The organism is Pseudomonas phenolilytica, from assembly GCF_021432765.1.
Lineage (GTDB): Bacteria > Pseudomonadota > Gammaproteobacteria > Pseudomonadales > Pseudomonadaceae > Stutzerimonas > Stutzerimonas phenolilytica.
In genome coordinates this window covers 3339097-3364543 of sequence record NZ_CP058908.1, presented here as the reverse complement: position 1 = coordinate 3364543, position 25447 = coordinate 3339097, and the positions used below count along the sequence as shown (strand labels likewise).

At 59.4% G+C, this 25447-nt stretch carries 25 protein-coding genes and 2 tRNA genes; 24 read left to right on the top strand and 3 right to left on the bottom strand.

Going from position 1 to position 25447, the window contains the following annotated elements; genetic code table 11:
- Window positions 1-87: 87 nt before the first annotated feature.
- From HU825_RS15985 to HU825_RS15940, 10 genes are all read left to right on the top strand, one after another.
- Window positions 88-164, top strand: a tRNA-Val gene (locus tag HU825_RS15985).
- 224 nt (window positions 165-388) lie between these two features.
- Window positions 389-2311 (top strand): threonine--tRNA ligase, encoded by a 1923-nt coding sequence (gene thrS / locus HU825_RS15980; protein WP_043297005.1) that lies wholly within the window; start codon window positions 389-391, stop codon window positions 2309-2311.
- Complete coding sequence (gene infC, locus HU825_RS15975; RefSeq protein WP_175415090.1) at window positions 2311-2862, top strand: translation initiation factor IF-3; 552 nt, start codon at window positions 2311-2313, stop codon at window positions 2860-2862. Before thrS ends, infC begins: the two co-directional genes overlap by 1 nt.
- A 62-nt stretch (window positions 2863-2924) precedes the next feature.
- Window positions 2925-3119 carry a 50S ribosomal protein L35 gene (rpmI, locus tag HU825_RS15970; RefSeq protein WP_003298367.1) on the top strand — a complete coding sequence of 65 codons (195 nt, stop codon included), beginning with the start codon at window positions 2925-2927 and terminating at the stop codon, window positions 3117-3119.
- Window positions 3120-3146: 27 nt separating this feature from the next.
- Window positions 3147-3503: a 50S ribosomal protein L20 gene (rplT, locus tag HU825_RS15965; protein WP_003289524.1), complete on the top strand. Its 357-nt coding sequence runs from the start codon at window positions 3147-3149 to the stop codon at window positions 3501-3503.
- A gap of 175 nt (window positions 3504-3678) precedes the next feature.
- A complete protein-coding gene (gene pheS, locus HU825_RS15960) occupies window positions 3679-4695 on the top strand; it encodes a phenylalanine--tRNA ligase subunit alpha (protein ID WP_054093147.1) in 1017 nt (338 codons plus the stop codon).
- Window positions 4696-4728: 33 nt separating this feature from the next.
- The gene (pheT, locus tag HU825_RS15955) at window positions 4729-7107 is read left to right on the top strand and encodes a phenylalanine--tRNA ligase subunit beta (RefSeq protein WP_156714790.1); all 2379 of its coding nucleotides are present in this window, start codon (window positions 4729-4731) and stop codon (window positions 7105-7107) included.
- Between the two features lie 3 nt (window positions 7108-7110).
- Window positions 7111-7413, top strand: a complete 303-nt coding sequence (gene ihfA / locus HU825_RS15950; protein ID WP_003282572.1) for an integration host factor subunit alpha — start codon at window positions 7111-7113, stop codon at window positions 7411-7413.
- Window positions 7394-7750 carry a MerR family transcriptional regulator gene (locus HU825_RS15945; RefSeq protein ID WP_043296997.1) on the top strand — a complete coding sequence of 119 codons (357 nt, stop codon included), beginning with the start codon at window positions 7394-7396 and terminating at the stop codon, window positions 7748-7750. The genes ihfA and HU825_RS15945 overlap by 20 nt, the downstream gene beginning before the upstream one ends.
- Before the next feature lie 89 nt (window positions 7751-7839).
- Window positions 7840-7916 (top strand) — tRNA-Pro (locus tag HU825_RS15940).
- 487 nt (window positions 7917-8403) lie between these two features.
- Here the strand turns inward: HU825_RS15940 and HU825_RS15935 are convergent.
- Entirely contained in the window at window positions 8404-9324 is a 921-nt protein-coding gene (locus tag HU825_RS15935) for a LysR family transcriptional regulator (RefSeq protein ID WP_234302448.1), read from the bottom strand.
- A 63-nt stretch (window positions 9325-9387) separates the two neighbouring features.
- Between HU825_RS15935 and HU825_RS15930 the strand changes: the two genes are divergently transcribed.
- Complete coding sequence (locus tag HU825_RS15930) at window positions 9388-10017, top strand: LysE family translocator (RefSeq protein WP_234302447.1); 630 nt, start codon at window positions 9388-9390, stop codon at window positions 10015-10017.
- Between the two features lie 545 nt (window positions 10018-10562).
- Here the strand turns inward: HU825_RS15930 and HU825_RS15925 are convergent.
- Window positions 10563-11351, bottom strand: coding sequence for a helix-turn-helix transcriptional regulator (locus HU825_RS15925; RefSeq protein ID WP_054093135.1), 789 nt, complete (start codon window positions 11349-11351; stop codon window positions 10563-10565).
- Window positions 11352-11447: 96 nt separating this feature from the next.
- Between HU825_RS15925 and HU825_RS15920 the strand changes: the two genes are divergently transcribed.
- A complete protein-coding gene (locus HU825_RS15920) occupies window positions 11448-13022 on the top strand; it encodes an MFS transporter (protein ID WP_234302446.1) in 1575 nt (524 codons plus the stop codon).
- Window positions 13023-13096: 74 nt separating this feature from the next.
- A complete protein-coding gene (locus HU825_RS15915) occupies window positions 13097-13891 on the top strand; it encodes an APH(3')-II family aminoglycoside O-phosphotransferase (protein ID WP_234302445.1) in 795 nt (264 codons plus the stop codon).
- Between the two features lie 119 nt (window positions 13892-14010).
- Here HU825_RS15915 and HU825_RS15910 read toward each other — a convergent pair whose 3' ends face one another.
- Window positions 14011-14358, bottom strand: a complete 348-nt coding sequence (locus HU825_RS15910) for a MerR family transcriptional regulator (protein ID WP_054093394.1) — start codon at window positions 14356-14358, stop codon at window positions 14011-14013.
- Between the two features lie 75 nt (window positions 14359-14433).
- On the opposite strand from HU825_RS15910, the gene HU825_RS15905 reads away from it, so the two are divergent.
- The 11 genes from HU825_RS15905 to HU825_RS15855 all read left to right on the top strand — a co-directional run bounded on the left by HU825_RS15905 (window position 14434) and on the right by HU825_RS15855 (window position 25444).
- The gene (locus tag HU825_RS15905; protein WP_234302444.1) at window positions 14434-15270 is read left to right on the top strand and encodes an aminotransferase class IV family protein; all 837 of its coding nucleotides are present in this window, start codon (window positions 14434-14436) and stop codon (window positions 15268-15270) included.
- Window positions 15271-15654: 384 nt separating this feature from the next.
- Window positions 15655-16260: a response regulator transcription factor gene (locus HU825_RS15900; RefSeq protein ID WP_054093132.1), complete on the top strand. Its 606-nt coding sequence runs from the start codon at window positions 15655-15657 to the stop codon at window positions 16258-16260.
- 113 nt (window positions 16261-16373) lie between these two features.
- Entirely contained in the window at window positions 16374-17489 is a 1116-nt protein-coding gene (locus HU825_RS15895) for a methyl-accepting chemotaxis protein (protein WP_054093131.1), read from the top strand.
- 12 nt (window positions 17490-17501) lie between these two features.
- The gene (locus HU825_RS15890) at window positions 17502-17867 is read left to right on the top strand and encodes a response regulator (RefSeq protein ID WP_054093130.1); all 366 of its coding nucleotides are present in this window, start codon (window positions 17502-17504) and stop codon (window positions 17865-17867) included.
- Window positions 17868-17870: 3 nt separating this feature from the next.
- Window positions 17871-18146: an STAS domain-containing protein gene (locus tag HU825_RS15885; RefSeq protein ID WP_054093129.1), complete on the top strand. Its 276-nt coding sequence runs from the start codon at window positions 17871-17873 to the stop codon at window positions 18144-18146.
- A gap of 9 nt (window positions 18147-18155) precedes the next feature.
- Entirely contained in the window at window positions 18156-20096 is a 1941-nt protein-coding gene (locus tag HU825_RS15880; RefSeq protein ID WP_054093128.1) for a chemotaxis protein CheA, read from the top strand.
- A gap of 63 nt (window positions 20097-20159) precedes the next feature.
- Window positions 20160-21776: a methyl-accepting chemotaxis protein gene (locus tag HU825_RS15875; RefSeq protein ID WP_234302443.1), complete on the top strand. Its 1617-nt coding sequence runs from the start codon at window positions 20160-20162 to the stop codon at window positions 21774-21776.
- A gap of 8 nt (window positions 21777-21784) precedes the next feature.
- Window positions 21785-22306 carry a chemotaxis protein CheW gene (locus HU825_RS15870; protein ID WP_054093126.1) on the top strand — a complete coding sequence of 174 codons (522 nt, stop codon included), beginning with the start codon at window positions 21785-21787 and terminating at the stop codon, window positions 22304-22306.
- Window positions 22307-22311: 5 nt separating this feature from the next.
- Window positions 22312-23139: a CheR family methyltransferase gene (locus HU825_RS15865; RefSeq protein WP_234302442.1), complete on the top strand. Its 828-nt coding sequence runs from the start codon at window positions 22312-22314 to the stop codon at window positions 23137-23139.
- 41 nt (window positions 23140-23180) lie between these two features.
- Complete coding sequence (locus HU825_RS15860) at window positions 23181-24182, top strand: protein-glutamate methylesterase/protein-glutamine glutaminase (RefSeq protein ID WP_234302441.1); 1002 nt, start codon at window positions 23181-23183, stop codon at window positions 24180-24182.
- 65 nt (window positions 24183-24247) lie between these two features.
- Window positions 24248-25444: an EAL domain-containing response regulator gene (locus tag HU825_RS15855; protein ID WP_234302440.1), complete on the top strand. Its 1197-nt coding sequence runs from the start codon at window positions 24248-24250 to the stop codon at window positions 25442-25444.
- Window positions 25445-25447: the final 3 nt, after the last annotated feature.

The following is a 25447-nucleotide window of genomic DNA, read 5'->3' as shown; positions in this document are numbered from 1 at the left end:
GCCGGGTAAAATTTTCAAATATCAGCGGGTTACCTCAAAAAAAAACTTGACTCTCGCGAGGGTGGCTATAGAATGCGCCCCCATCGAAGGCACATAGCTCAGTTGGTTAGAGCACCACCTTGACATGGTGGGGGTCGTTGGTTCGAATCCAATTGTGCCTACCAATTCGAAAAAGGGTCGCGAAAGCGGCCCTTTTTTTTGGCTTGCTTGTCAGCTTGCGTGGCTTTCTGAAAGCATGTCTGTTTGATTCTTCCAGTGACTTCGGTTTGTGCGACTCGAGCCTACCGGCATCTGCCACTGTGCGGCAGGAGATTCGCTGAATCGCTTTCCTGGCTCATCCCAACCCATGTGGCCTTTGGTAGGGGTCACCACTAGGAGAGGAGGCGCCATGCCCACCATTACTCTTCCTGACGGCAGTCAGCGTTCGTTCGATCATGCGGTGTCCGTTGCGGAGGTTGCGCAGTCCATCGGTGCGGGGCTTGCCAAGGCGACGCTCGCGGGCAAGGTAGATGGTCGGCTGGTTGATGCCTGTGATCTGATCGAGCGCGATGCCAGTGTGCAAATCATCACTCCAAAAGATGAGGAGGGGCTGGAGATCATCCGTCACTCGTGCGCACACCTGATCGGGCATGCAGTAAAGCAGTTATATCCGACTGCACGGATGGTGATCGGGCCGGTGATCGACGAGGGCTTCTATTACGACATCGCCTACGAGCGCCCCTTTACGCCGGATGACGTCGCTGCGATCGAAGCGCGTATGCGTGAGCTCATCGACAAGGATTACGACGTCATCAAGAAGGTCACTCCGCGCCAGGAAGTGATTGATGTGTTCAGCTCGCGTGGTGAGGAATACAAGCTGCGCTTGATCGACGATATGCCCGACGAGCAGGCGATGGGCCTGTACTACCACGAGGAATACGTGGATATGTGTCGTGGTCCGCACGTTCCCAATACGCGCTTTCTTAAGGCATTCAAGCTGACCAAGCTGTCGGGTGCTTACTGGCGTGGCGATGCCAAGAACGAGCAGCTGCAACGAATCTACGGCACGGCTTGGGCGGACAAGAAGCAGCTGGCGGCCTACATCCAGCGCATCGAGGAAGCGGAGAAGCGCGATCACCGCAAGATCGGCAAGCGCCTTGATCTATTCCATACCCAGGAAGAAGCGCCGGGCATGGTGTTCTGGCATCCGAACGGCTGGACGCTCTACCAAGTGCTTGAGCAGTACATGCGCACCGTTCAGCGCGATAATGGTTATTTGGAGATCAAGACGCCCCAGGTAGTAGATCGGGTGCTCTGGGAAAAGTCGGGGCACTGGGCGAACTACGCCGAGAACATGTTCACCACCGAGTCGGAGAGTCGCGATTACGCGATCAAGCCGATGAACTGCCCGTGCCACGTGCAGGTCTACAATCAGGGACTCAAAAGCTACCGCGAGCTGCCGTTGCGGCTGGCTGAATTCGGCGCCTGTCATCGTAACGAGCCGTCCGGTGCTCTGCACGGAATCATGCGGGTGCGCGGCTTCACTCAGGATGATGCGCATATCTTCTGTACCGAAGAGCAAATGCAGTCCGAATCCGCTGCATTCATCAAGCTGACTCAGGCGGTATATGCCGATTTCGGTTTCGACGATATTCAACTCAAGCTGTCGACTCGCCCGGAAAAGCGCGTGGGTTCTGATGAGCTGTGGGATCGGGCTGAGGCGGCTTTGGCTGCAGCGCTCGACAGCGCTGGGCTGGCGTACGATCTGCAACCGGGCGAAGGGGCGTTCTACGGACCCAAGATCGAATTCTCGCTGAAGGATTGCCTTGGGCGGGTCTGGCAGTGCGGTACGTTGCAGCTTGACTTTAACCTGCCTATTCGCCTCGGCGCGGAATATGTCAGTGAGAACAATGATCGTCAGCATCCGGTGATGTTGCATCGCGCTATTCTCGGTTCATTCGAGCGTTTCATCGGTATCCTGATCGAGCACTACGAAGGGGCCTTCCCTGCTTGGCTGGCGCCGACTCAGGCGGTGGTGATGAATATCACCGACAAGCAGGCCGAATTTGCTCTCGAAGTCGAAAGAACCTTGAGTCAAAGCGGGTTTCGTGCCAAGTCCGACTTGAGAAACGAGAAGATCGGCTTTAAAATCCGCGAGCATACTTTGCTCAAGACTCCTTATCTCTTGGTTATCGGGGATCGGGAGGTTGAGACTCGCTCCGTTGCTGTGCGCACCCGCGAAGGCGTCGATTTGGGCTCCATGCCCCTCGAGCAATTCGCGCAGCTGCTGGCGCAGGCGGTTTCCCGGCGTGGTCGCCAAGATTTGGAGTAATAGCTATTAAGCGTGAAATGAGACAAGACAAACGAACCGCACCCAAGGCCCCGATCAACGAGAATATCTCGGCTCGTGAGGTCCGTTTGATTGGTGCTGACGGCGAGCAGATTGGCATCGTCTCGATTGATGAAGCGCTTCGAGTAGCAGAAGAAGCAAAACTGGATCTGGTGGAAATTTCCGCCGATGCCGTTCCGCCGGTTTGCCGGATCATGGATTACGGCAAGCATCTCTTCGAGAAGAAGAAGCAGGTCGCTGCGGCGAAGAAAAACCAGAAACAGATCCAGGTAAAAGAAATCAAGTTTCGTCCAGGGACGGAAGAGGGAGACTATCAGGTCAAGCTACGCAACCTGATTCGTTTCCTTAGCGACGGGGACAGGGCCAAGGTTTCGTTGAGATTCCGTGGCCGTGAGATGGCCCATCAGGAGCTGGGGATGGAGTTGTTGAAGCGGGTCGAGACCGATCTGACTGAATACGGTTCCGTCGAACAGCACCCAAAGATGGAAGGACGCCAGCTGATCATGGTCATCGCTCCCAAGAAGAAAAAGTAACCACCAGGGCACTGGCAGGCCTTGCGGTTATTTTGTAATCACCCACACTGTGGAGATCGAACATGCCAAAGATGAAGACTAAAAGTGGTGCTGCGAAGCGCTTCAAGAAGACTGCTAACGGCTTCAAGCACAAGCACGCTTTCAAGAGCCACATCCTGACCAAGATGACCACCAAGCGTAAGCGTCAGCTGCGCGGTTGCTCGCAAGTGCATCCGTCCGACGTTGCAAAAGTGGAGCGCATGCTGCGCGTTCGTTAATCCGGTCAAGACTCAGAGGAATAACTCATGGCTCGTGTTAAGCGTGGCGTCGTTGCCCGTCGCCGTCACAAGAAAATCCTGAAACTCGCCAAAGGCTACTACGGCGCGCGTTCGCGCGTGTTCCGCGTCGCCAAGCAGGCGGTAATCAAGGCTGGCCAATACGCCTACCGCGACCGCCGTCAGCGCAAGCGTCAGTTCCGCGCTCTGTGGATCGCTCGTATCAATGCCGGTGCGCGTGTTAACGGTCTGTCCTACAGCCGTTTCATCGCTGGCCTGAAAAAGGCGGCCATCGAGATTGACCGTAAGGTTCTGGCCGATCTGGCAGTGAATGAGAAAACGGCGTTTGCTGCGATTGTCGAAAAAGCGAAAGCTTCTCTGGCTTAAGCCCCGGCAATCACAGGCTTTCTAGCCTGCTGCAACGTCATCGATAGGGGAAGAGTCTTATGCTCTTCCCCTATTTTGTATCTGCGAGGGGCTTTTGCAAAAGTGCGCGTGGTACCGATCTGCGCCTCGATCGGCAGCCAGTGCGGTTCTGCAAGAACCTCTGGAGGTTGTGTACATGGAAAACCTGGAGGCACTGGTCTCGCAAGCGCTCGAGGCTGTGCAACGAAGCGAAGACGTCAACGCCCTTGAGCAGATCCGGGTCCAGTACCTGGGAAAGAAAGGCGAGCTGACTCTGGTGATGCAAACATTGGGGAAGCTTTCGCCGGAGGAGCGACCCAAGGCAGGCGCATTGATTAATGCGGCCAAATCCCAGGTCCAAGACGTTCTCAACGCCCGCAAGGCTGAGCTTGAGCGGGCGGCACTGGGTGCTCAGTTGGCAGCCGAGCGCATTGATGTTTCCCTGCCGGGACGTGGCCAGGTCTCGGGTGGCCTGCATCCGGTGACCCGCACGCTAGAGCGTATCGAACAGTTCTTCAGTCACATCGGATACAGCGTTGCCGAAGGGCCTGAAGTTGAAGATGACTATCACAACTTCGAGGCCCTCAACATCCCGGGCCATCACCCGGCGCGTGCGATGCACGACACCTTCTACTTCAACGCCAATATGCTGTTACGGACTCATACATCACCGGTTCAGGTGCGAACTATGGAGTCCCGCCAGCCCCCAATACGGATCGTTTGTCCCGGGCGGGTCTATCGTTGCGACTCGGATATCACTCATTCGCCGATGTTCCATCAGGTAGAAGGCTTGCTGATCGACGAGGGCATCAGCTTTGCCGATCTGAAAGGCACCATTGAGCAATTTCTGCGGGTGTTCTTTGAAAAACCACTCGGCGTACGCTTTCGACCTTCCTTCTTTCCGTTCACCGAGCCTTCGGCGGAAGTGGACATGCAGTGCGTGATGTGCAGTGGTAAAGGCTGCCGGGTATGCAAGCAGACCGGCTGGCTTGAGGTCATGGGTTGCGGCATGGTGCATCCGAACGTATTGCGGATGTCGGGTATCGATCCGGAGAAGTACCAAGGATTTGCCTTCGGCATGGGCGCCGAGCGCTTGGCCATGCTTCGCTATGGCGTCAATGATTTGCGCCTGTTCTTCGACAACGACCTGCGGTTCTTGGCGCAGTTTCGCTAGCGCAGTGTTTGTCAACGGATTTAGGAGAACAGAATGAAATTCAGTGAACAGTGGCTGCGGAGCTGGGTTAATCCGCAGGTTTCTCGTGACGAGCTGGTAGCTCGTCTGTCGATGGTTGGGCTCGAGGTTGATGCCGTTACTCCCGTGGCTGGGATGTTCAGCGGTGTAGTGGTAGGCCAGGTGTTGAATGCCGAGCTGCATCCCGATGCCGATAAACTACGTGTTTGTCAGGTCAGCAACGGTGTCGAAACCTTTCAGGTGGTGTGCGGTGCGCCGAATGTGCGCCCCGGCCTGAAGATACCCTTCGCGATGATCGGTGCGGTGCTTCCGGGTGACTTCAAGATCAAGAAAGCCAAGCTGCGCGGAATCGAATCCAACGGCATGCTTTGCTCGGAAACCGAACTGCAGGTCGGTAACGATGACAGTGGCTTGATGGAGTTGCCCGAGGACGCGCCGGTTGGACGCGACTTTCGCGACTACCTAGGGCTCGACGATGCGACCATCGAAATCGGTTTGACTCCGAATCGGGGTGATTGCCTGTCGCTGGCTGGCCTGGCGCGCGAAGTAGGTGCGATATATGACGTCGCAGTGAATGTCCCGTCTGTTCCAGCTGTTGCGGAAAGCCACGAACAGCGTCTTTCTATTGAAGTGGCCGCACCACAGGCCTGTCCGCGGTATCTGGGGCGTGTCATTCGCAATATTGATTGCTCGCGTCCGACGCCGCTGTGGATGCTGGAGCGTCTGCGTCGCTCTGATGTGCGCAGTGTTGACGCGGTCGTCGATATCACCAATTACGTGATGCTTGAGCTAGGACAACCACTTCATGCCTTCGATCTGAAGCAGATCAACGGCGGCATTCGAGTGCGGATGGCTGACGAAGGCGAAAAACTGGTTTTGCTGGACGGCCAGGAAGTGATTCTGCGTGCTGATACGTTGGTGATCGCCGATCATCAGCGAGCCTTGGCCATCGCCGGCGTGATGGGCGGCGAACATAGCGGTGTGGCTGCGCAAACCCGAGACATTTTCCTCGAGAGCGCGTTCTTCGACACCATCGCCTTGGCCGGTAAGGCTCGCTCCTATGGTTTGCATACCGACGCGTCTCACCGTTATGAGCGTGGTGTCGATCCTCAATTGGCGCGAATTGCCATGGAGCGCGCCACGGCGTTGCTGCTTGAGATTGTTGGCGGCGAGGCAGGCACGATCACAGAGGTAGTAAGCGAAGGCTATCTGCCGAATATTGCGCCGATTACGTTGCGTGCAGAGCGAATCAGCCAGATGTTGGGTTTACAACTCGAGCCTGTTCAGGTGGTTCGGTTGTTGACCTCGCTCGGCTTGAGCGTTACCGAAGACGGCGTCGGCCGTTGGCAGGTCGGCGTACCCAGCCATCGTTTTGATATCAGCCTGGAGGTTGATCTGATCGAAGAGCTGGGCCGGCTGTATGGCTATGACCGTCTTCCCGTGCGCTATCCGCAGGCGCGTCTTGCGCCGGAGGCGAAGGCTGAAGCTCGTGCAGAGTTGCCGCTTCTGCGGCGCCTGCTGGTCGCGCGTGGTTATCAGGAGGCAATTACCTATAGCTTCATCGATCCGAAGCTGTTTGAGCTGTTCGCGCCTGGGATAAAACCACTGCAATTGGCTAATCCGATCTCCGCGGATATGGCGGTGATGCGTGTATCGCTGTGGCCGGGCCTGATCAAGGCGTTGCAGCACAATCTCAATCGTCAACAGTCGCGGGTGCGTTTGTTCGAGGCCGGTCTGCGCTTCGTTGGCCAGCTGGACGAGCTGAAACAGGAATGCATGCTGGCTGGTGTGGTGTCCGGCAGTCGTATGCCTGAAGGATGGGCTAACGAACGCGAACCGGTCGATTTCTACGATGCGAAGGCAGACGTCGAGGCGTTGTTGGGCTATGCCGGTGATGGTTGCTCGTATCGGTTCGTTGTTGCGGAGCATCCGGCTCTGCATCCCGGGCAGACCGCTCGTATCGAGCGGGACGGTCGACTGGTCGGCTACATCGGCAGACTGCATCCGGAGCTGGCGGGTAATCTGGGAGTCGATCAGCCGGTTTATCTGTTCGAGTTGCTTGTTTCGGAAATTGCCGAAGGGCGCCTCCCACAATTCAGCGAACTATCGAGGTTCCCTGAAGTGCGGCGGGATATCGCTCTGCTCGTAGACCGCGACGTCGCAGCTGAGGCCGTGACGCAGTGTATTCGTGAGGCGGCAGGGGAACACCTGGTTCACCTCAAGCTATTTGATGTGTATCAGGGCAAAGGTATTGATCCCTCTAGCAAAAGTGTGGCAGTCGGCTTGACCTGGCAACACCCTTCACGCACTCTTAATGACGAAGAGGTTAACGCTGCTATGCAGAGCATCCTGACCTCGTTGGAAGAAAGGTTCAACGCCACGTTAAGGAAATAGCGTATGGGGGCTCTGACGAAAGCTGAAATGGCGGAACGTCTATACGAAGAGCTAGGCTTGAATAAGCGTGAAGCCAAGGAGTTGGTCGAGCTTTTTTTCGAAGAGATTCGCCAGGCGCTGGAGCATAACGAGCAGGTGAAATTGTCAGGGTTTGGCAATTTCGACCTGCGTGATAAGCGCCAGCGCCCTGGTCGTAACCCGAAGACAGGCGAGGAAATCCCGATCACGGCGCGCCGCGTCGTAACTTTCCGTCCAGGGCAAAAACTCAAAGCCAGAGTCGAGGCCTATGCTGGAACCAAGTCATAACGACGAGCTGCCCGTTATCCCTGGCAAGCGCTATTTCACTATCGGTGAGGTCAGTGAACTTTGCGCAGTGAAACCCCATGTACTGCGTTATTGGGAGCAAGAGTTTCCACAGCTCAACCCTGTGAAGAGAAGAGGCAATCGGCGGTACTATCAGCGGCAGGATGTGTTGATGATCCGTCAGATTCGTGCGCTCCTTTATGACCAGGGATTCACTATCGGTGGAGCTAGGTTGCGCTTGTCAGGGGATGAAGCGCGCGAAGACACCACGCAGTACAAGCAACTGATTCGTCAGATGATCTGCGAATTGGAGGAGGTACTACAAGTTCTGCGCAAGTAAAGCGAGGCAAAACCAGCGGAAGAAAAACCTTCACATTTTCAGTCGCTTAATGTATAGTCTCGTTCGTTTTCAGGTTTCGCAGAAGACTTCGGGGCGTAGCGCAGCCTGGTAGCGCACTTGCATGGGGTGCAAGGGGTCGAGTGTTCGAATCACTCCGTCCCGACCAAATAACTCCACGATCTAGGCCAGTTCAGAAATGAACTGGCCTTTTTCGTTTTGGGCATGAATATCGCAGCGCCGTTGCTGCGATCTGATCTACGGACTTCGTTGGCGAAAGATCAGAACGACCGCGGTATTGAGGAATAGCGGGCAGGAGCGAATATCAGAGGATGCGCCGGTTCAAAATGGATTTTCAGATTCAGACGCCAGACGACAATCGCCACTGGGCTGATGACGATATGCGGCTGCTGAACCCGCCTCGGCCGCATTCTACCGGGCCTTGATCGATTCAATGATGAATTCGACCGAATTTTCCGCGCTGTAAGGGAAGAGCTCCAATCGGTAGTCCGTCCATGAACGGTTCATGTTGATCGAGCGGATGCGATATGCGCGGGCGTGCGCTACTTGGGGTGCGATTCCGACAAGTTTCGGCCCGTACCACGCCGAAGGAATGACCGCGTTGTCTGCCTCGTTGCATCGCAGGGCAAGTGCTTCTACGCCATCCGCCTCAGCCATTCAAGCAATGCGGCCTGTGGGCTATCGTCACGCAAACGATGCGGCGAGAAGAGGCAGTAGTGTGAACCGTCCTCTACAAAGCCGAATGGTGCCGCCAGCAAGCCATTGTCAAGATCGTCGCGAACGAGGTGCCAAGGGCCGATTGCGATTCCAAGGCCTGCAACGCTTGCCTGCAAGCTGAAGTAGAAGTGCTCGAATGTTTGTTCAGTTCCGATGGTTAGGGTTTGGCCTGTCGCCGTTGCCCAGTCCTGCCATGCGCTCGGGCGCGTGCGCGTGAGCAACCGAGGTGCGTCGGGGCTTAATGCTGTCATCCCCTTTTGCATACACCAGGCCGCTACCTTGTCGGGGCGGCAGACCGGGCCAGTTTTCTCGGCAAAAAGTGGTTCGGCGTGATAGCTCGCAGGCCAAGTAAAGTCGTCCCGCCGTATGGCGAGGTCGATGCCGTCGCCGAATGAAAACGCTCCCCCTCCCGCAACGAGTTGGAGGTCTATTGTGGGATGGCGTGATTGGAAATCCGGCCAGCGTGGAATGAGCCACCGCATTAGCAAGGTAGGCTCGCAAGAAAGCACCCAGCGTCTTCTGCGGCGTGCGCTGACGCGCAACTCGCTGACAGCTTCCCGCATGAGATCCAATCCACCGGAGACAGCTTGGGCGAGGGTTCGTCCAGCATCGGTCAAGTACACTCGCCGACCACGCCGTTCAAAAAGCGCAATGCCAAGCTCGTCCTCGAGCAGGCGTACAGCACGACTGACGGCTCCGTGGGTTAAATGCAGTTCATCGGCAGCACGGCTGAAGTTCTCCAGACGCGCCGCGACTTCAAAGCAGCGCAGTGCGAGTAGCGAAGGCAGGCGCCTATCCTTGTACTGTGATTCTTGCTCACCACCTATGTCAGAAAGCATCGTTATTCATCTGCAGCAAACGTCCATAGCATTGGTTGTACCTAAGCCTACGACTGTAATTCAATGACTGAACTGATAGCTGTCATCACAATAACTTTGCTTGCGGTAATCAGCCCCGGGCCGGATTTCGCGATCGTGTCGCGCAATAGTCTTATGCTCTCGCGGCGCGCTGGGGTGCTGACGGCATTAGGCATCGGGGCGGGTGTGCTTATACATGTCGCCTACACCCTGGTCGGTGTCGGGCTTTTGATCCAGTCATCTCTCTGGCTCTTCAATACGATCAAGCTGATCGGGGCTGTATATCTAATATACCTGGGCGTAAAAATGCTCCGTTCCAAGCCCGGTCGGATGCCAGCCGATCATCTGGTGGCATCGCTTTCTGATGCAGCTGCACTGCGCGCTGGGTTTCTGACCAACGCGCTGAACCCCAAGGCCACTATGTTCATCGTCAGCCTGTTCATGCAGGTGGTTCAACCTGAGACGCCAATGGCGGTGCAGCTTGGCTATGGAGCTTTTATCTCAGCGGCGCATATGGCGTGGTTCAGTCTTGTGGCGCTCTGCTTCACCACAGGGCCCGTGCGCTCTCGATTACTGGCTGTGCGTCATTGGATCGACCGGGGTTTTGGCGGGCTTTTGGTTGTATTCGGCATCCTGCTGGCGGCCGAAAACGAGCCGTCGCATCCGAGCGAATAGCATCGGATGAATTCATTCACTTATATAGCTTTTAGGTGGAAGCGCCCGAGGGCTGTCCGGTGCTGGCAAGGGCGTACTCAGCAATGATAGTCCGCGGTCGGTTACCAGCTTCTGATGCCGGTGGTACGGACGGTTGCTGACGCCGGGGAATGCACGGTGCCGGCAAGTGAGCGCGACGGCAAAAGCAGAAAAGGGGCTTAGCCCCCCTTAGGCTAGGCGAGTCCGTACTCGATCATCGAGACCATCGCGCGGCCGAACACGACGACGTGGTCCATAGTACGCACGCCAATCAACGCTAGCGCCCGCTTCAGGCATTCTGGTCAATGCCTTATCCGCTTCGCGCGGCTCCGGATGCTCGCTCGGGTGGTGGTGAGCGAATACGGTTGCCGAATGAGTCGCAGGGCTGCCGTGACTACCCCTCGCCGATTCACCGATGTGCTGTCGATGGTCCCGCGAAACAGCACGGCCAGCACGCCGTTGCAGATGAAGGGAAACAGCAAGATCGCCTCTTTATCCTTGGCACGTGGCATCGCACTAACAGGCGCTTATGCTTGGAGATACACAACCATCCTCAGGTGCCGATACTCATCCACGATCAGAGTTTCGTGATGAAACCTGTGCAGTGTGCCCCCTACGTCCACAAGGGAACTAAGGCCACGCTGCGCGACCGCCCCGCGGGGTTCGGCCCATTCGCGGCGAAAGCTCGGCGCCAGCGATTGAAGCGTTTCGATAAGCTCGAGCATCGTTGGATCTTCGGGCGCGGTGGCTACGTCATATTTGAACTGGGCCATGAGTCCCGGAGCGTCGCTTTCCCAGTCTGGCAATCGTCGACGCATGTCGGGGGCGGCAAAGGCCAGATACAGCAGGTTGCGATCCCGCAAATCTCTAGAACCGAACTGAAAAAGATCATCCGCGGCCGCGTTCCACGCAATGACATCCCATCGAAGGTTCTGCACATAGGCCGGCCTAGGCAGTTCGTCCAACAACTGCTGTATCCCCGTCGATACTGATGCGGGCTGGCGAGCTTCGGGTGATGGTGGTCTGCGGTGTGCAAGAAGAAACAAATGATTGCATTCGGCGTCGTCCAGTTTTAGGGCATAGGCAATGCCCAAGAGGAAATTCTCCGATACCTGGATCTCACGCCCCTGTTCAAACCACGTGTACCAAGACAAACCGACACCTGCGAGCGCCGCGACTTCCTCCCGGCGCAGTCCTGGCGTACGGCGGCGTCCGGTGGACGGTAGCCCGACGTCCGCTGGAGTCAGCTTCTGTCGATGGTGCAGGAGAAACGCTGATAGCTCCTTGCGTGTGCGCCTAAGGCTTCGATCAGACACGGCGGTTGTTCCTGACAATAGGATAACTAGCAAAATTGTAATGGGCTAATCGTGCCGCGATGATGTCGCTTCCGCAACTTGATACGTGAGGGCACGATGAGTATTTCCTTGGAATCCAGGTCTTCTGGAACTCGAACCGTTGTTTCCTCAGCCGTGGGCGGCAAACGAGCTGGGCCTCGGGCCTGGGCCGGGCTGGCATTGCTGTCGCTGCCTACGATCATGCTGGGTCTAGACTTGACGCTGTTGCATCTGGCACTACCGGCGCTTGCACTTGACCTCAAACCGACCAGCGTGCAGGCGCTTTGGATCATGGATGCGTACGGCTTCTTCATCGCGGGCTTCCTGATCACGATGGGAACGCTGGGTGATCGTATCGGACGGCGCAAGATGCTGTTGATCGGTTCGGTAGCCTTCGCCCTGGCTTCCGTGGTCGCCGCGTTTTCAACCAGTGCCAACATGCTGATAGTGGCGCGTGCTGCTCTCGGGATAGCAGGGGCAACGCTGATGCCCTCGACGCTTGCGCTGATCAGCAATCTGTTCTCGGATCCTCGTCAACGGGCGCTTGGCATAGGCATCTGGGCAACGATGTGGGGTGTTGGGTCAGCATTGGGACCGGTAGTCGGCGGGCTTATGCTCGAATGGTTCTGGTGGGGCGCTGCGTTTCTGCTGGTGGTTCCCGCTGTGATATTGCTGGTGCTGCTCGGGCCGTTTGTCTTGCCTGAATATCGTTCGCCCGAGGCCGAGCGACTGGATTTTTTGAGCGTCCTGCTGTCCCTGGCTGCGACGTTGCCGTTCGTCTATGGCGTCAAGCAGATCGCCAAGGAAGGCCTTGTTCTGGATGCCGGTTCGGCCATCATCGTCGGGTTACTGTTTGCGTGGCTCTTTGTGAGACGTCAGCGCCTACTGTCAGACCCTCTGCTTGATCTGTCTCTGTTTTCCAATCGGGCGTTCTCCGTTGCGCTTGCTGTGCTGCTCTTCGGTCTGGTCGCGGTTGGCGGCACCATGCTGCTTGTTGCGCAGTATCTGCAGCTTGTCGCCGGATACTCGCCGTCGGATGCCGGACTGTGGATGGGACTGGCCGCACTGGCGATGATCATCGGTGGCATCGGCGCTCCGCTATTGGCCAGGGTGATACGCCCAGGCTTTGTTGTTGCTGGAGCCTTGGCGTTGTCCGCGGCGGGTTATCTGCTGCTCGTGCAGGTAACGGACGCGAGCACGGGCGTTCTATTGGCTGTTGTTTCGCTTGCCTTGGCTTACTTGGGTAATGGAACGATCGCGGCGCTGGGCACCGATCTGGCGGTTGGTGCCGCACCAGCAGGGAAAGCTGGGTCGGCCTCGGCGATGACCGAGATGGTGCAGGACCTCGGAATATCGCTCGGCATCGCATTGCTCGGCAGTATCGCCGGGGCCATTTATCAACGCACCATCACCCTTTTGCTTGCCGGCGATCTGTCGGCAGGTGCACGGGAGGCGGTGGCAGACAGCCTTTGGGCTGCTTCTGCGAGCGCCTCGGAGTTGCCGCCTGACCTGATTGCTCATGCGCAAGCTGCTTTCGTGGCCGGTCTTCAGGGCGCTGCCTTATTCAGTGCCGCGAGCGTTGGCGTGTTGGCGGTGATTTCAGCAGTTGCGCTGCGGCATCTGCGCTCAAATGGCGTAGATGTCGAGCGTTAGCCGTTCGGCGCTTGCGCCGCCAGTACGATCGGTACTCAAGGGAACATCGATACGACAATGTTGAGGTAGATGCCATGAATGACAAGGCTAGGCTTATTGAACGGTCGCCGGCTGCCTGGAGGAGCCTGTTAGCTGGTTACCAATGGGCTTTGCAGAAGCAGGGGTGTTCAGGCGCTGCGGTGTTTCGGCTCACCGCGTCCGGCCAGCCCTCACTGTTTGTAAAATCCGAGCCAAGTGATCCGCTCTGTGAGCTGCTGGGCGAAGCGGCGCGCCTACGCTGGTTGGAACGCACTGGTATCCCTTGTGCGCGCGTCATCGATGCACTTAGCGAGGGCGGAAGAGATTGGCTACTTCTGGGTGAGGTACCAGGAGTGGATCTGCTGTCGTCATCACTCGACCCTGAAAAGAAGGTGGCGATTATGGCCGACGCCGTTCGCATGCTCCACGAGCTCGATTCGTCCACATGCCCATTCGATCATCGGGCAGAACTCCGGATCCATCGCGCGCAGGCGCGAATGGATGCCGGACTTGTGGATGACGACGATTTCGATGATGACCATCGTGGCCTTTCTTCAAACGAATTGCTCGCCAGGCTTCATGAGCAAAGGCCAGCGGTCGAGGATCTGGTTGTCACCCATGGCGATGCATGTCTACCCAACATCATGGTTGAAGGGGGCCGTTTCTCGGGCTTGATCGACTGTGGTCGACTAGGTGTAGCTGACCGATACCAGGACCTGGCGCTGACCTGCCGCGATATCGGCGAGGAGCTGGGAGAGGAGTGGGTTCCGCCGTTTCTGGAGCGCTACGGGATCGAAGTCTTCGATTCGGCTCGTGCGCGGTTCTATCGGCTGCTGGATGAATTCTTCTAAGGATGGTTCGGCGGTGTGCATCCAATCATGCTCGCGCCGCCGCTCAAACCAAAGGAAGTAGCGCAGGCAATCGGGAGAGGGGGATGCTCCTCGCTGAATACCCCATAAGCAGTCCGGCTTCACTGCACTTCCGCGAGAAACCTCTCAAGCACCTTTCGGCTTTGCATGAGCGTTTCGGTTTTCTGATCAATCAGTGCGATCTGCTCGACCAGCGTGGAGCGGAGCTCGTCGCACGGCTCCAGCAGATGACCTTCGCCTCGGATGCACGGCAGAAAATGCTTGATCGTCGCGAGCGTCATGCCTGCGGAGCCGAGGAGTTTGATTCGCTCGACCGTTTGCTCTTCGCGAGGCCCATACTCCCGGAAGCCGCTTTGAGTGCGTCGCGGCTTGAGGAGTCCTTCCTCTTCGTAGTAGCGCAGCATGCGAATGCTCACCGCGCATCGCCTGGATAGTTCACCGATCTTCATGTTGAGGCTTGACTCTGACAGCGCTGTCATAATTTACATTCGATGCTCCCAATCGCAAACCGAGGAGCATCTCCTATGAAATCACATTCGGAAACCTACCCGATTCTGCTCAATGAAGGACCTGCACGCGGGCGCGACCTGGCACCGCTCGCGTTTGCAGGGTTTGCTCACTTCACTGCTTTGCAGGTGCGGGCGCGTCGGATCAAGGGTCTGGATTTGCATCTGGCACGCTTGCGCAATGCGTCGATCGACCTGTTCGGTCGGGCGCCATCCAACGATAGCGTGACGCGCAACATCCGACGGGCGATTGAAGATGGACCTCAGGACCAATCGCTCACCGTAACGGTGTTCTCTCCGGAGGGCGAATTCTCCGTGGGGAGCAGCGACACCGAGCCGAGCATCCTGGTTCGTACTGGACCGCCGTCAGATGGTCCCAAGGGGCCGCTTCGGTTGAGCGTGGTCGAGCATGAGCGATACTTGCCGACCATCAAGCACGTTGGTGAGGGTGCAAAAACCCACTATCTACGGCAAGCCGCGGCGCAGGGCTTCGACGATGCGGCTTTTGTAGACCGGCACGGTCGCCTGAGCGAGGCGACCATCTGGAACCTTGCCTTTTGGGATGGCCGTTCAGTGGTCTGGCCGCGAGCGCAGATACTGGCCGGAACGATGATGGGGATGATCCAGCGCCAGCTGAGCGGACTTGGTATCGCGCAACGGCATGAGGAGATCGTCCTCGACGACGTGGCGAACTTCGCTGGCGCGGTGGTCATGAATTCCTGGACGCCGGGTGTCGCGGTCACGGCTTTCGGGTCCGTCAGCGTTCCGCAAGCGCCAGCCTTCATCGACGTGCTGCAGGCCGCTTTCGAGTCCGAGCGCGCTTCGGAGATAGGGGCGAGTTGCGACGTGCGCTAACAGTTGCCGCACATGCTGCGTGGTTGCCTGTATGCAGGAATTGGGACGATTTGCCCACCGGCTGCCCCGGCTAGGCCTGCCGAAGCTGGACGCCAATGCGGATATCGGAGGCCTCAACGGCGGCCAGCGGGATTCAGGCGATTCAAACGCGAGCCCCTGCAGGCGAGAGGACTGCCTATCGAAACCAACTCTTTGTAAAATCCCTAAAAAATCCAGTTACTTAACGGTAACTGGATTTTTTATGTCTGATATTTTCGAGTGTCTTCGAGTTTTGCCTCGCTTTTGCCCAGCGGGTTCTACCCGTTAGCCTAGGTGGATGCGAATAAAATCCTCGGGCTGGCGAGCTAAAATGACGCCCTGGGCGAACTAACCTGTTGGGAGCTTATGAACATAGCCGCAGCACAGGGCAGCGTATTTCTAATCGACGATGATCCCTACATTCTTGATCTGCATGCTGCGCTGCTTCGATCCATACGCCTAAACGTCAACTGCTTCGCGTCGCCGGCGGCGTTCTTGGATGCAAGCGTTTCTTTAGGCGTTGCTTGTATCCTGTCCGATGTGCGCATGCCTGTGATGGGCGGACTTCAGCTTCAAGCCGAGCTGCTTGCGCGTGGTGTTGATACACCCATCATTTTTATTACCGGCCATGCCGATGTGGCGACCGCCGTGGAAGCTATGCGCAGGGGGGCGTTTGATTATGTCGAAAAGCCTGTGCATGGCCAGCACTTGCTGGATCGCGTCAACGCCGCTCTGGCAGTAAGCCTAGAGCGACACGATAAACGCTTGCAGCGGCAGACCCGCGAAGCGCGTTTGTCGCTGTTGTCCGCACAAGAGCGAAAAATCGCGCAATGGGTGGTGCAAGGCCTCTCCAGTCGCGAGATCGCCGAGTTGGCGAGCCTGAGCGTACGCACGGTCGAAAACCATCGCGCGCGCATCATGGACAAGTTGCACGTGGCATCGGTGGTGGAGCTGGTCCGCCTACTGCTCTGAGCTGCCCGCATGGGTAATTTCCCCTTGACCCGTTGAGTAGTTCTACTCATGGCAGTTCGCCGCTGCCCGACCACAATTCCCGCCTGTTGTGATGGGTTGGGGAATGAACGGGCATGCGACATCCGAAAGTGGTACAGGGCCTGGCTCTGGCCAATGTGATCCTCTGCGGAATCCTGGCTGAGCCCTGGTGGCTCGGCGTGGCGTGGGGCACCGTGGCGTTGTTGCTGCTGGGCGCAGCCATCGGCCGTCGCGATCAGGCTCAGCAAGCGCTGTTGCTCCAAGCCGAAACTCTCGGCCCGCACCTCGAGACGGACGAACAGCTGCAGTCCCTCATCGCCGGTGTACTGCCTCTGTGGGGCCGCCATCTGTTGCTCGCGCGTGGTCAGGTTGGCGAGGCGATCAATGGGCTGTCATCGGGTTTTGCCGAGTTGAGCCAGCGTCTGGTCTCAGACGCGCCGCAAAGCGGCCAGAGCGGCCGCGCGATCGAAACTATTCAAAAGGCCGAGCAGGGTCTGCACCAAATCACCGACGCCTTGCTGCAGACCCAACAGTACCGCGCACTGCTGCTGGCCGAAATCGACAGCATCGCCAGCCACACCCATGAACTCAGCCGCATGGCCGATCAGGTAGGGAAGATTGCCGATCAGACCAATCTGCTTGCGCTCAATGCCGCCATCGAGGCCGCGCGTGCAGGCGCAGCAGGGCGCGGGTTCTCTGTGGTTGCCGACGAGGTGCGCAAGCTTTCCAGCGAGTCAGGAGAGACCGGCAAGCTGATTCGCGAGACAGTGGCGACGGTTACTGCCGTCATCGAGAAGGCACAAGACCTTTCGGCTTCGTTCGCCGCGCGCGAACAGGGTGTCGTGCAGGAGTCGCAGCAGCTCGTCGAGCACATCGTGCATGACTTCAACGACACCGCCGCCATGTTGCAGGGCTCGCTCGAGCAGCTGCATCAGGAACGCACGGTGCTGGAAAGCGAGCTCAACCAGCTGGTGGTGCACTTGCAGTTCCAGGATCGCGTCGACCAGATCATGGGGCACGTCGGGGACGACATGCAGCGTCTCGAACAGGCGCTTGCGGCCCGGCAGGCCGGTAACGGCGAGCTGCCGGCGGCGGCCGAGTGGCTCGCTCGCCTTGGCAGCACCTACACCACGTTGGAGCAGCGCGCACTGCACGAAGGGCGCAGCGCCGAAGCCACCAACGCTTCTTCTTCCTCCATCACTTTCTTTTGAGTTGAAACGAGCATGAGCAAAACGATTCTGGTGATCGACGACTCGGCAAGCATGCGTCAAATGGTCAGCCTGACCCTGCGTGGTGGCGGCTACACCGTGGTAGAGGCGCAAGACGGCAAGGATGCTCTGAGCAAGCTGGACGGCCGTAAATACAACCTCATCGTTTCCGATGTGAACATGCCCAACATGGACGGCATCAGCTTCGTCAAGGCGGCCAAGCAGCTGCCGGCCTACAAGTTTACCCCAGTGATCATGCTCACCACCGAAGGCAGCGAGGACAAGAAGCAGCAGGGCAAGGCGGCGGGCGTACGTGCCTGGATCACCAAGCCGTTCCAGCCGCCGGTATTGCTAGATGCCGTTTCCAAGCTGGTGCTCTGACCGATGACCACGACGGATAACCAGGCCCAGCTGCTGCGTCTCGGTGGCGCCTTCACCATCGAACGTGCCATCGAACTGAAGGCGCTGCTGCTTGGGGAGATCGAGCAAGGTGCGCCGTCGGCCATCAGCCTGGAAGGCATCAGCGAAATCGATTGCGCGGGCCTGCAGCTGCTGTTGGCGCTCCGTCGCCAGCTGCCATCCGTACCCCTGACCGCGCCCAGCCCGGCCGTCGAGCAGCTGCTCGCCCGGGTACGACTCATGTCGCTGCTGGATAACTGAGGAAGTCTCATGGATATGCAAGCCGTTCGCAGCGTACTGCTGGACGAAGCACGCGAGCTGCTGGCCGAGATGGAGCAGGCACTACTGGCCATCGAGACACAAGGGGCCGACAGCGAGCGAATCAACGCGATCTTCCGCGCCGCCCATACGCTCAAGGGCTCCTCGGGCATGTTCAACCTCCATCTGGTGGTCGATTTCACCCATCTGATGGAAAACCTGCTCGCGCAGGTACGTACCGGCGAGCAGGCCATCGATGCGCGGTTGGTGTCGCTGCTGCTCAATTGCGGCGATTACCTGAGCCGACTGTTCGATAACGTCGCCGACGGACGCGAAGAGCAGGACCCCGATCCGGCGTTGCGCGCCGCGCTGTGCACCGAGCTGAGCGCCTATCTGGGCGACGCGCTGACGCCGCCCGCAGCTGCCGACGCTGGCTCATCCATGACCGGCGCCGGCCGCTGGCGCATCAGCCTGCGTCCGGAGCCACAAGTATTTGCGCATGGTCTGGACCCCATTCCGTTCGTTCAGTACCTCGCCGATATGGGTGAGGTGCTCGCCCTGGAGGTGCTGCAGGACGAACTGCCGGCTCTGGAGTCACTGGACCCCGAGTGTTGCCATCTGGGATTCGTGCTCGAGCTCCAGGCGGATGTCGCGCGCAGCGCCATCGAACAGGCGCTGGAGTTCATCGAACAGGATTGCGAGATCCTGATCGAGGAGCTGCCGGCCAGTGAAGCGCCGGTGCTCGAGACGCCCGGCGCGCTGTTCGATGCACCGGAGCGCGGCCAGAGCGATGCGCCTGACAACATTCGGGTACGTGCCGCGGAGCAGGTGTTCATAAAGGTCGATGCACGCAAGCTCGACGAGCTGATCAACGCCGTCGGCGAACTGGTCATTCGCAACTCGGCCTGCAACAGCCATAGCGCCAGCCGCCATGATCCGGAGCTCGGCGAACTGCTGGAGGGCGTGGGGCAGCTGGTCGAGCAGATCCGTGATCGTGCGCTGAACCTGCGGATGGTGCCCATCGGCGAGGTGTTCCAGCGCTTTCCACGGGTGGTCCGCGACGTGTGCCGCGAACTGGGCAAGCGGATCGACCTTAAGGTCAGTGGCGCCGATACCGAGCTGGACAAGTCCATGGTCGAGAAGCTGACCGACCCGCTGTTGCACATCGTGCGCAATGCGATGGATCACGGCATCGAGTCGGTCGAGGCTCGCCGGGCTGCCGGCAAGCCGGAGCAGGGCACGCTGTCGCTCAACGCCTATCATCGCTCCGGTGCCGTGGTCATCGAGATCAGCGACGACGGCCGCGGCCTGGATACCGAGCGCATCCTGCACAAGGCCATCGAGCGCGGACTGGTGGAGGAAGACGCCCACCTGGCCGAGCGTGACATCCACAACCTGATCTTCGCGCCGGGGTTTTCCACTGCGGAAAAGGTGACCGATCTGTCCGGCCGAGGGGTGGGCATGGATGTGGTGCGCCAGAACATCGAGCAACTGCGTGGCAGCGTGGACATCGAGAGCAGTCCCGGCCAGGGCTCGACCTTCCGTATCCAGTTGCCGCTGACCCTGGCGATCATCGACGGCTTCCAGGTCGCGGTCGGCGACGCCGACTTCGTGCTGCCGCTGGACCTGGTCGTGGAATGCCTGGAGTTCAGCGAGCAGTCCGGCAGCGACGTATTCAATCTGCGCGGACAACCCTTGCCCTACCTGCGCCTGGCAGATCGCTTCGACATAGCACGTAAACCGAGCGCCCGCGAATGCCTGGTGGTGGTGCAGTGCGGCGAGCAACGCGCCGGCGTCGTGGTGGATCGGTTCGTCGGCGAGATCCAGGCGGTCATCAAGCCACTGGGCAACTTGCTCAGCGGCATGCGCGGCTTCAGCGGCTCAACGATTCTCGGCGATGGCAGCGTCGCCCTGCTGCTCGATATTCCCGCGCTGGTCAGCAGCGCCGCGTGACGGGCGTTTCCGTCGTTCAACTTCTTTTCGATTCAAGCTCGAGGCGTAACGATGAATTGGTTCATGAAACTCAGTCTGGCTAAAAAGCTGCTCAGCGCATTCTTCACGCTGGCATTGATCGCCGCGGGAATGGGCCTCTATGGCCTGAGCAACATCATCTCGATCGGTCAATCGCTGAACGGGTTGTACCAGAACAATCTGGTCGCAACGGCCAAGGCACAGAACGCTTACAGCCAGTACCTGATCTACACCCGTACCGCACTGCGGCTCCTGACCCAGGAAGGCGCCGAACGTGAGGAAACCGTCAAGCGAGCCATCGCATATCGCCAAGTGTCCCAGGACGCGTTCGACGAGTACCGCAAGACGGTAATGAGCGACGCAGAAATCAAGATCGCCGAGAAGATCCAGCAGGGCCTGGATGCCTACATTGCCGGGGTTCAGAGCGCGCTGGCGCTGGCGCGCGAGGATCGGGCCGCTGAAGGCATGGCCATCATCAACGGGTCGCTGCGGCCGATCTCGCACGAAATCGAAAGCAACTTCGAAGCGCTGGTAGCCGAGATGCTGAAGCAGGGCGCCGCAGCGGATCGCGCCGCTACCGACACCGTCGCCTCGATGAAGGTGGTCATGGGGATTGTCATCGCCCTGGCCGTGCTGGCGGCCATTCTCTTCGGCATGTTCCTGACCCGTGTGGTCGTGCGCCAGCTGGGCGGTGAGCCGGATTACGCTCGGGATGTCGTGCAGCGTATCGCCCAGGGCGACCTGACCGTGAAGGTCAACCTGCGCAAGGGCGACGAGGACAGTCTGCTCGCCGCCATGAATGGCATGGTCGTGCGGCTCACCGATGTCATCGGCCAGGTGACCGCTTCGGCCAACTCGCTCGCTTCGGCTTCCGAGCAGGTTTCCGCCTCGTCCGGCACGCTCAGCCAGAACGCTACTGAACAGGCATCCAGTGTCGAGGAAATCAGCGCCTCCATCGAGGAGACCGCGGCGACTGTCACGCAGAACGCGGAAAACGCCGGCCTCACCGACAGCATGGCGACTCAGTCCGCAAGCTCGGCCAAGGAGGGTGGCGAGGCGGTACGCGAAACCGTCGACGCCATGAAGTCCATCGCCGACAAGATCAGCATCATCGATGACATCGCGTACCAGACCAACCTGCTGGCGCTGAATGCGGCCATCGAAGCTGCGCGGGCCGGCGATCACGGCAAGGGCTTCGCCGTGGTGGCCGCCGAGGTCCGCAAGCTGGCTGAGCGGTCCCAGGTGGCGGCGCAGGAGATCGGTGCACTGGCTGGCTCCAGCGTGAAGATGTCCGAGCGTGCCGGCACGCTGCTGGAAGAGATGCTGCCGTCCATCGGCAAGACTGCCGATCTGGTCAAGGAAATCGCTGCCGCGTCGCAGGAACAGCGCTCGGGGATCGACCAGATCAATGGCGCCATCGTTGAGCTGTCCAAGACGACCCAGGCCAACGCCTCGGCTTCCGAAGAGCTTTCCGCTACCGCCGATGAGATGAGCAGCCAGGCGCTGCAACTGCAGAGTGTCATGCAGTTCTTCAAGACCGAGCAGCGGACGGAGCGGGCGTCGGGCAATACGCGCAGCGTGCGTCCGGCGAGCCCTCGCGGTGCGTTGCAGAGTGTCGTCTCGACGGATGCCGTCGACGAAAAACTCTTCGTTAGCTTTTGAGGTGTTCCATGGCTGAGTCCGAGGAAAATCTCGAACTGGTACGTCAGTACCTGATGTTCAACCTGGGTGGCGAGACCTATGGCGTGGGAATCCACGCCATCCGCGAGATCATCGAGTACCCGGGGGTCACGGCGATACCGCTGGCGCCGCGTTTCCTGCATGGGGTGATCAACCTGCGCGGCGCCGTGGTGCCGGTGCTCGATCTGTCGGTACGCTTCGGCCAGGAGCCTACCGGCATCAACCGTCGAACCTGCATCGTGGTCGTCGAAGTCGCGCAGGGCGACAACCTGCACATGCTTGGTGTGCTGGTCGACGGCGTGACCGAGGTGCGTGAGGTGGAGCCGGGTGAAGTGGAGCGCAAGCCGCAGTTCGGCACCGGGCTGCGCAATGACTTCGTCATCGGCATGCTGCGCCGCGAGCAGGGCTTCATCCCGATCCTCGATATCGCTGCGGTGCTGTCGCTGGTCGAGCTGGAAACGCTCATCGAGGCGGGCTCCGGTGCCGATGTCACTGCCGCGGCGGCGGGATAACGCCGATGAAGCCGCTCAGCTCCGCCAACTTTCAGCAGATCCAGCAATGGCTATACCAGACCGCAGGCATTCTCATCACGGCGCAGAAAAGCTCGATGGTGGTCAGCCGGCTCTGGCGCCGGGTCGATGAGCTGGGGCTGGGAGACTTCGACGCCTATCTCGCCCATGTTTTCAGCCCAGCAGGGCAGGCGGAACGCGCGGAGATGCTCGACCGCCTGACCACCAACGAAACCTACTTCTTCCGCGAGCCGGCACATTTCGCCCGGCTCAAGAACCAGATCATCCCCAGCTGCGACGAACGGCCGATGAAGGTCTGGTGCGCGGCGGCGTCGACCGGCGAGGAGCCTTACAGCCTGGCGATGGTGCTGGCCGATCAGCTCGGTGGCAATGGCTGGCAGCTGGTGGCCAGCGACATCTGTGGCCGGGCTTTGCAGCAGGCGCGTAGCGGCCTGTATCGCCTGGACCGCCTGGAGCTGTTGCCGGTCGACTACCTCAAGCGCTTTTGCCGGCGCGGAACGGGTTCTTATCAAGGAATGATGATGATCGATGCGGCGCTGCGTGCGCGAGTGCGTTTCGAGCAGCACAATCTGCTGTGCCCCTGGCCGGAGGCAGGGGGATTCGACGTGATCTTTCTGCGTAACGTCTTGATCTATTTCGATCAGCTGACACGTCAGCGGGTGATCGACAACCTGTGCGCAGCCCTGCGCCCGGGCGGATGGCTGATCATCGGCCATTGCGAATCGCTGACCGGTGTCCGCTTACCGCTGCAGCAGCTGGCGCCATCGATTTACCGAGCGCCGGAAGCGGCGGCAGCGCGGAGGGTGTCGGCATGATCAAGGTGATGATCGTCGATGATTCGGCCGTGGTGCGCTCGATGCTGCGCGAACAGCTGGAGGCAGAGCCGGATATCGAGGTGATCGGTGTCGCGCCCGATCCGTTGTTTGCTTTCCAGAAGCTGCGTACCCTGCGCCCCGATGTACTGGTGGTCGACGTGGAAATGCCGCGGATGGACGGCGTGACATTCCTGCGTCAGCTGATGCAGGACGATCCCATTGCCACCATCGTGTTTTCCTCCCTGGCCGAACAGGGCTCGGCCATTGCACTGGATGCGATGGATGCCGGTGCGGTGGCGATCCTGTGCAAGCCCGGTGCTGGTGTTGGTCAGTTCATCCAGGAGCAGCGTATGCAGCTGGTGCAGACGGTGCGACAGGCGGCCGCCAGCCGCCTGCGGCGCGTGGCGTGTCCGACCAGGGTCGCACGCAGCGGAGTTTCGCCCCTGGCCAGCACGGCGCTGAGTCGCACCACTGATGCGATCGTCGCCATCGGCACCTCCACTGGCGGAACGCGGGCGTTGGAATATCTGCTCAAGCGGATGCCAAAGGACTGCACCGGGCTGGTGATCGTCCAGCACATGCCGGCCAACTTCACCCGGCAGTTCGCGCAGCGGCTGGACGCGGCCTGTGCCATCGAGGTTCGCGAGGCGCAGGATGGCGACCGTGTTTTGCCGGGGCGGGCGTTGATTGCACCGGGCGGCCTGCACCTGAGTGTCCGACGCAATGGTGCGCAGTATCAGGTGATGGTGCAGGATGGCCCGCCCGTCTCACGCCACAAGCCTTCGGTCGACGTGCTGTTTCGTTCGCTGGCCAAAGCGGCGGGGCGCAACGCGCTCGGTGTCATCATGACGGGCATGGGAGATGATGGCGCCCGCGGACTGAAGGCAATGCGCGATGCCGGGGCGTCCACGCTGGCGCAGGACGAGGAGAGCTGCGTGGTGTTTGGCATGCCCAAGGAGGCGATTCGCCTGGGTGGCGTCGAGCAGATTTGCAACCTGGAAGATCTGCCCGAGCGGATCGCCCATTACGGACAGAAGATTTGACAGCTTTGGAACTATCTATAGCGGCGGGGTTGGCTGAGCTCCCGGAAGCAGTCCGCGCACGGCAGGTGCTGATCGTCGAGGACAGCCCCTTTCAGCGCGAGCTGCTTTGCGCGCTGCTGAGGGGGCTCGGACTCCAGCGCATCCAGCAGGTCGATGATGGTGGGGCTGCCCTGGCCATCCTGCGGCACTGCGACGACGAGCTGCCGCTGCTGCTGGTCGATCTGGAAATGCCGGGAATGAACGGCATCGAATTACTGCAGCGATTGGGTGAGGAACGGATCTTCTGCGAAGTGGTAGTCGTCAGCGCCCGCGAGGAAGCGCTGATCTGTACGGTGGAAAGCATGTTGCAGGCCGCAGGCGTTCCGCTGCTCGGCAGCCTGCGCAAGCCGATCGAGGGCCGTGATCTGCACCGACTGCTGTCTCAGACGGGGCAACAGCGAGACGATCAGGGGCGCGCCGAGCGTTTGCGGCCGCTGCCCAACGAAGCTGAACTCGAGTCGGCGATTCAGCGCGGTTGCATACGGCCGTTCTACCAACCCAAGGTGCACCTGCGAAGTGGAAGGGTCACCGGCTACGAAGTGCTCGCGCGTTGGCTGGAACCGGACGGCGAGCTGATTCCTCCTGCCGATTTCATACCTCTGGCCACCGGCAGTGGCCAGCTCTGTGAGCTGACCTTCAATCTCGTGCGGCAAGCCATGCAGCATTTGCTGAGCTTGCAGGATGAATCCATCAGCATCTCCCTGAACGTCGATATCAGCTTGTTGGCGAATCGCCATTTTGCTGACGATCTCATTCATCTGGTGGCGAGCGCACACTGTCGCCCAAGCCAAGTGATACTCGAAGTCACCGAAAGTGCACTAATGGACGATCCTCTGGTGACGCTGGCGTCGGTTGGGCGTCTGCGTCTCGCCGGATTCGGCCTGTCGATTGACGACTACGGTACGGGGTTCTCTACCCTTCGCCAGCTCTCACGTTTGCCCTTCACGGAGCTCAAGATTGATCGTGCGTTCGTTTGCGAGGCACATCAGAACCGCCGCGCCCGGGCAATTCTGTACTCTGCGATCGAGACGGGGCACAAGCTCGGGTTGCCTTGCGTAGCTGAAGGGGTCGAATGCAAGGACGACCTGTTGCTGCTTGAGTTGCTGGGTTGTCATTCCGGACAGGGGTACCTGTTCGCGCGACCGATGCCAGCCGAACTGCTCGGCGACTGGCACGAGCGGCACAAGTCACGCACGTCCCTCAGCGAATGGTGCGATGAGTGAGGC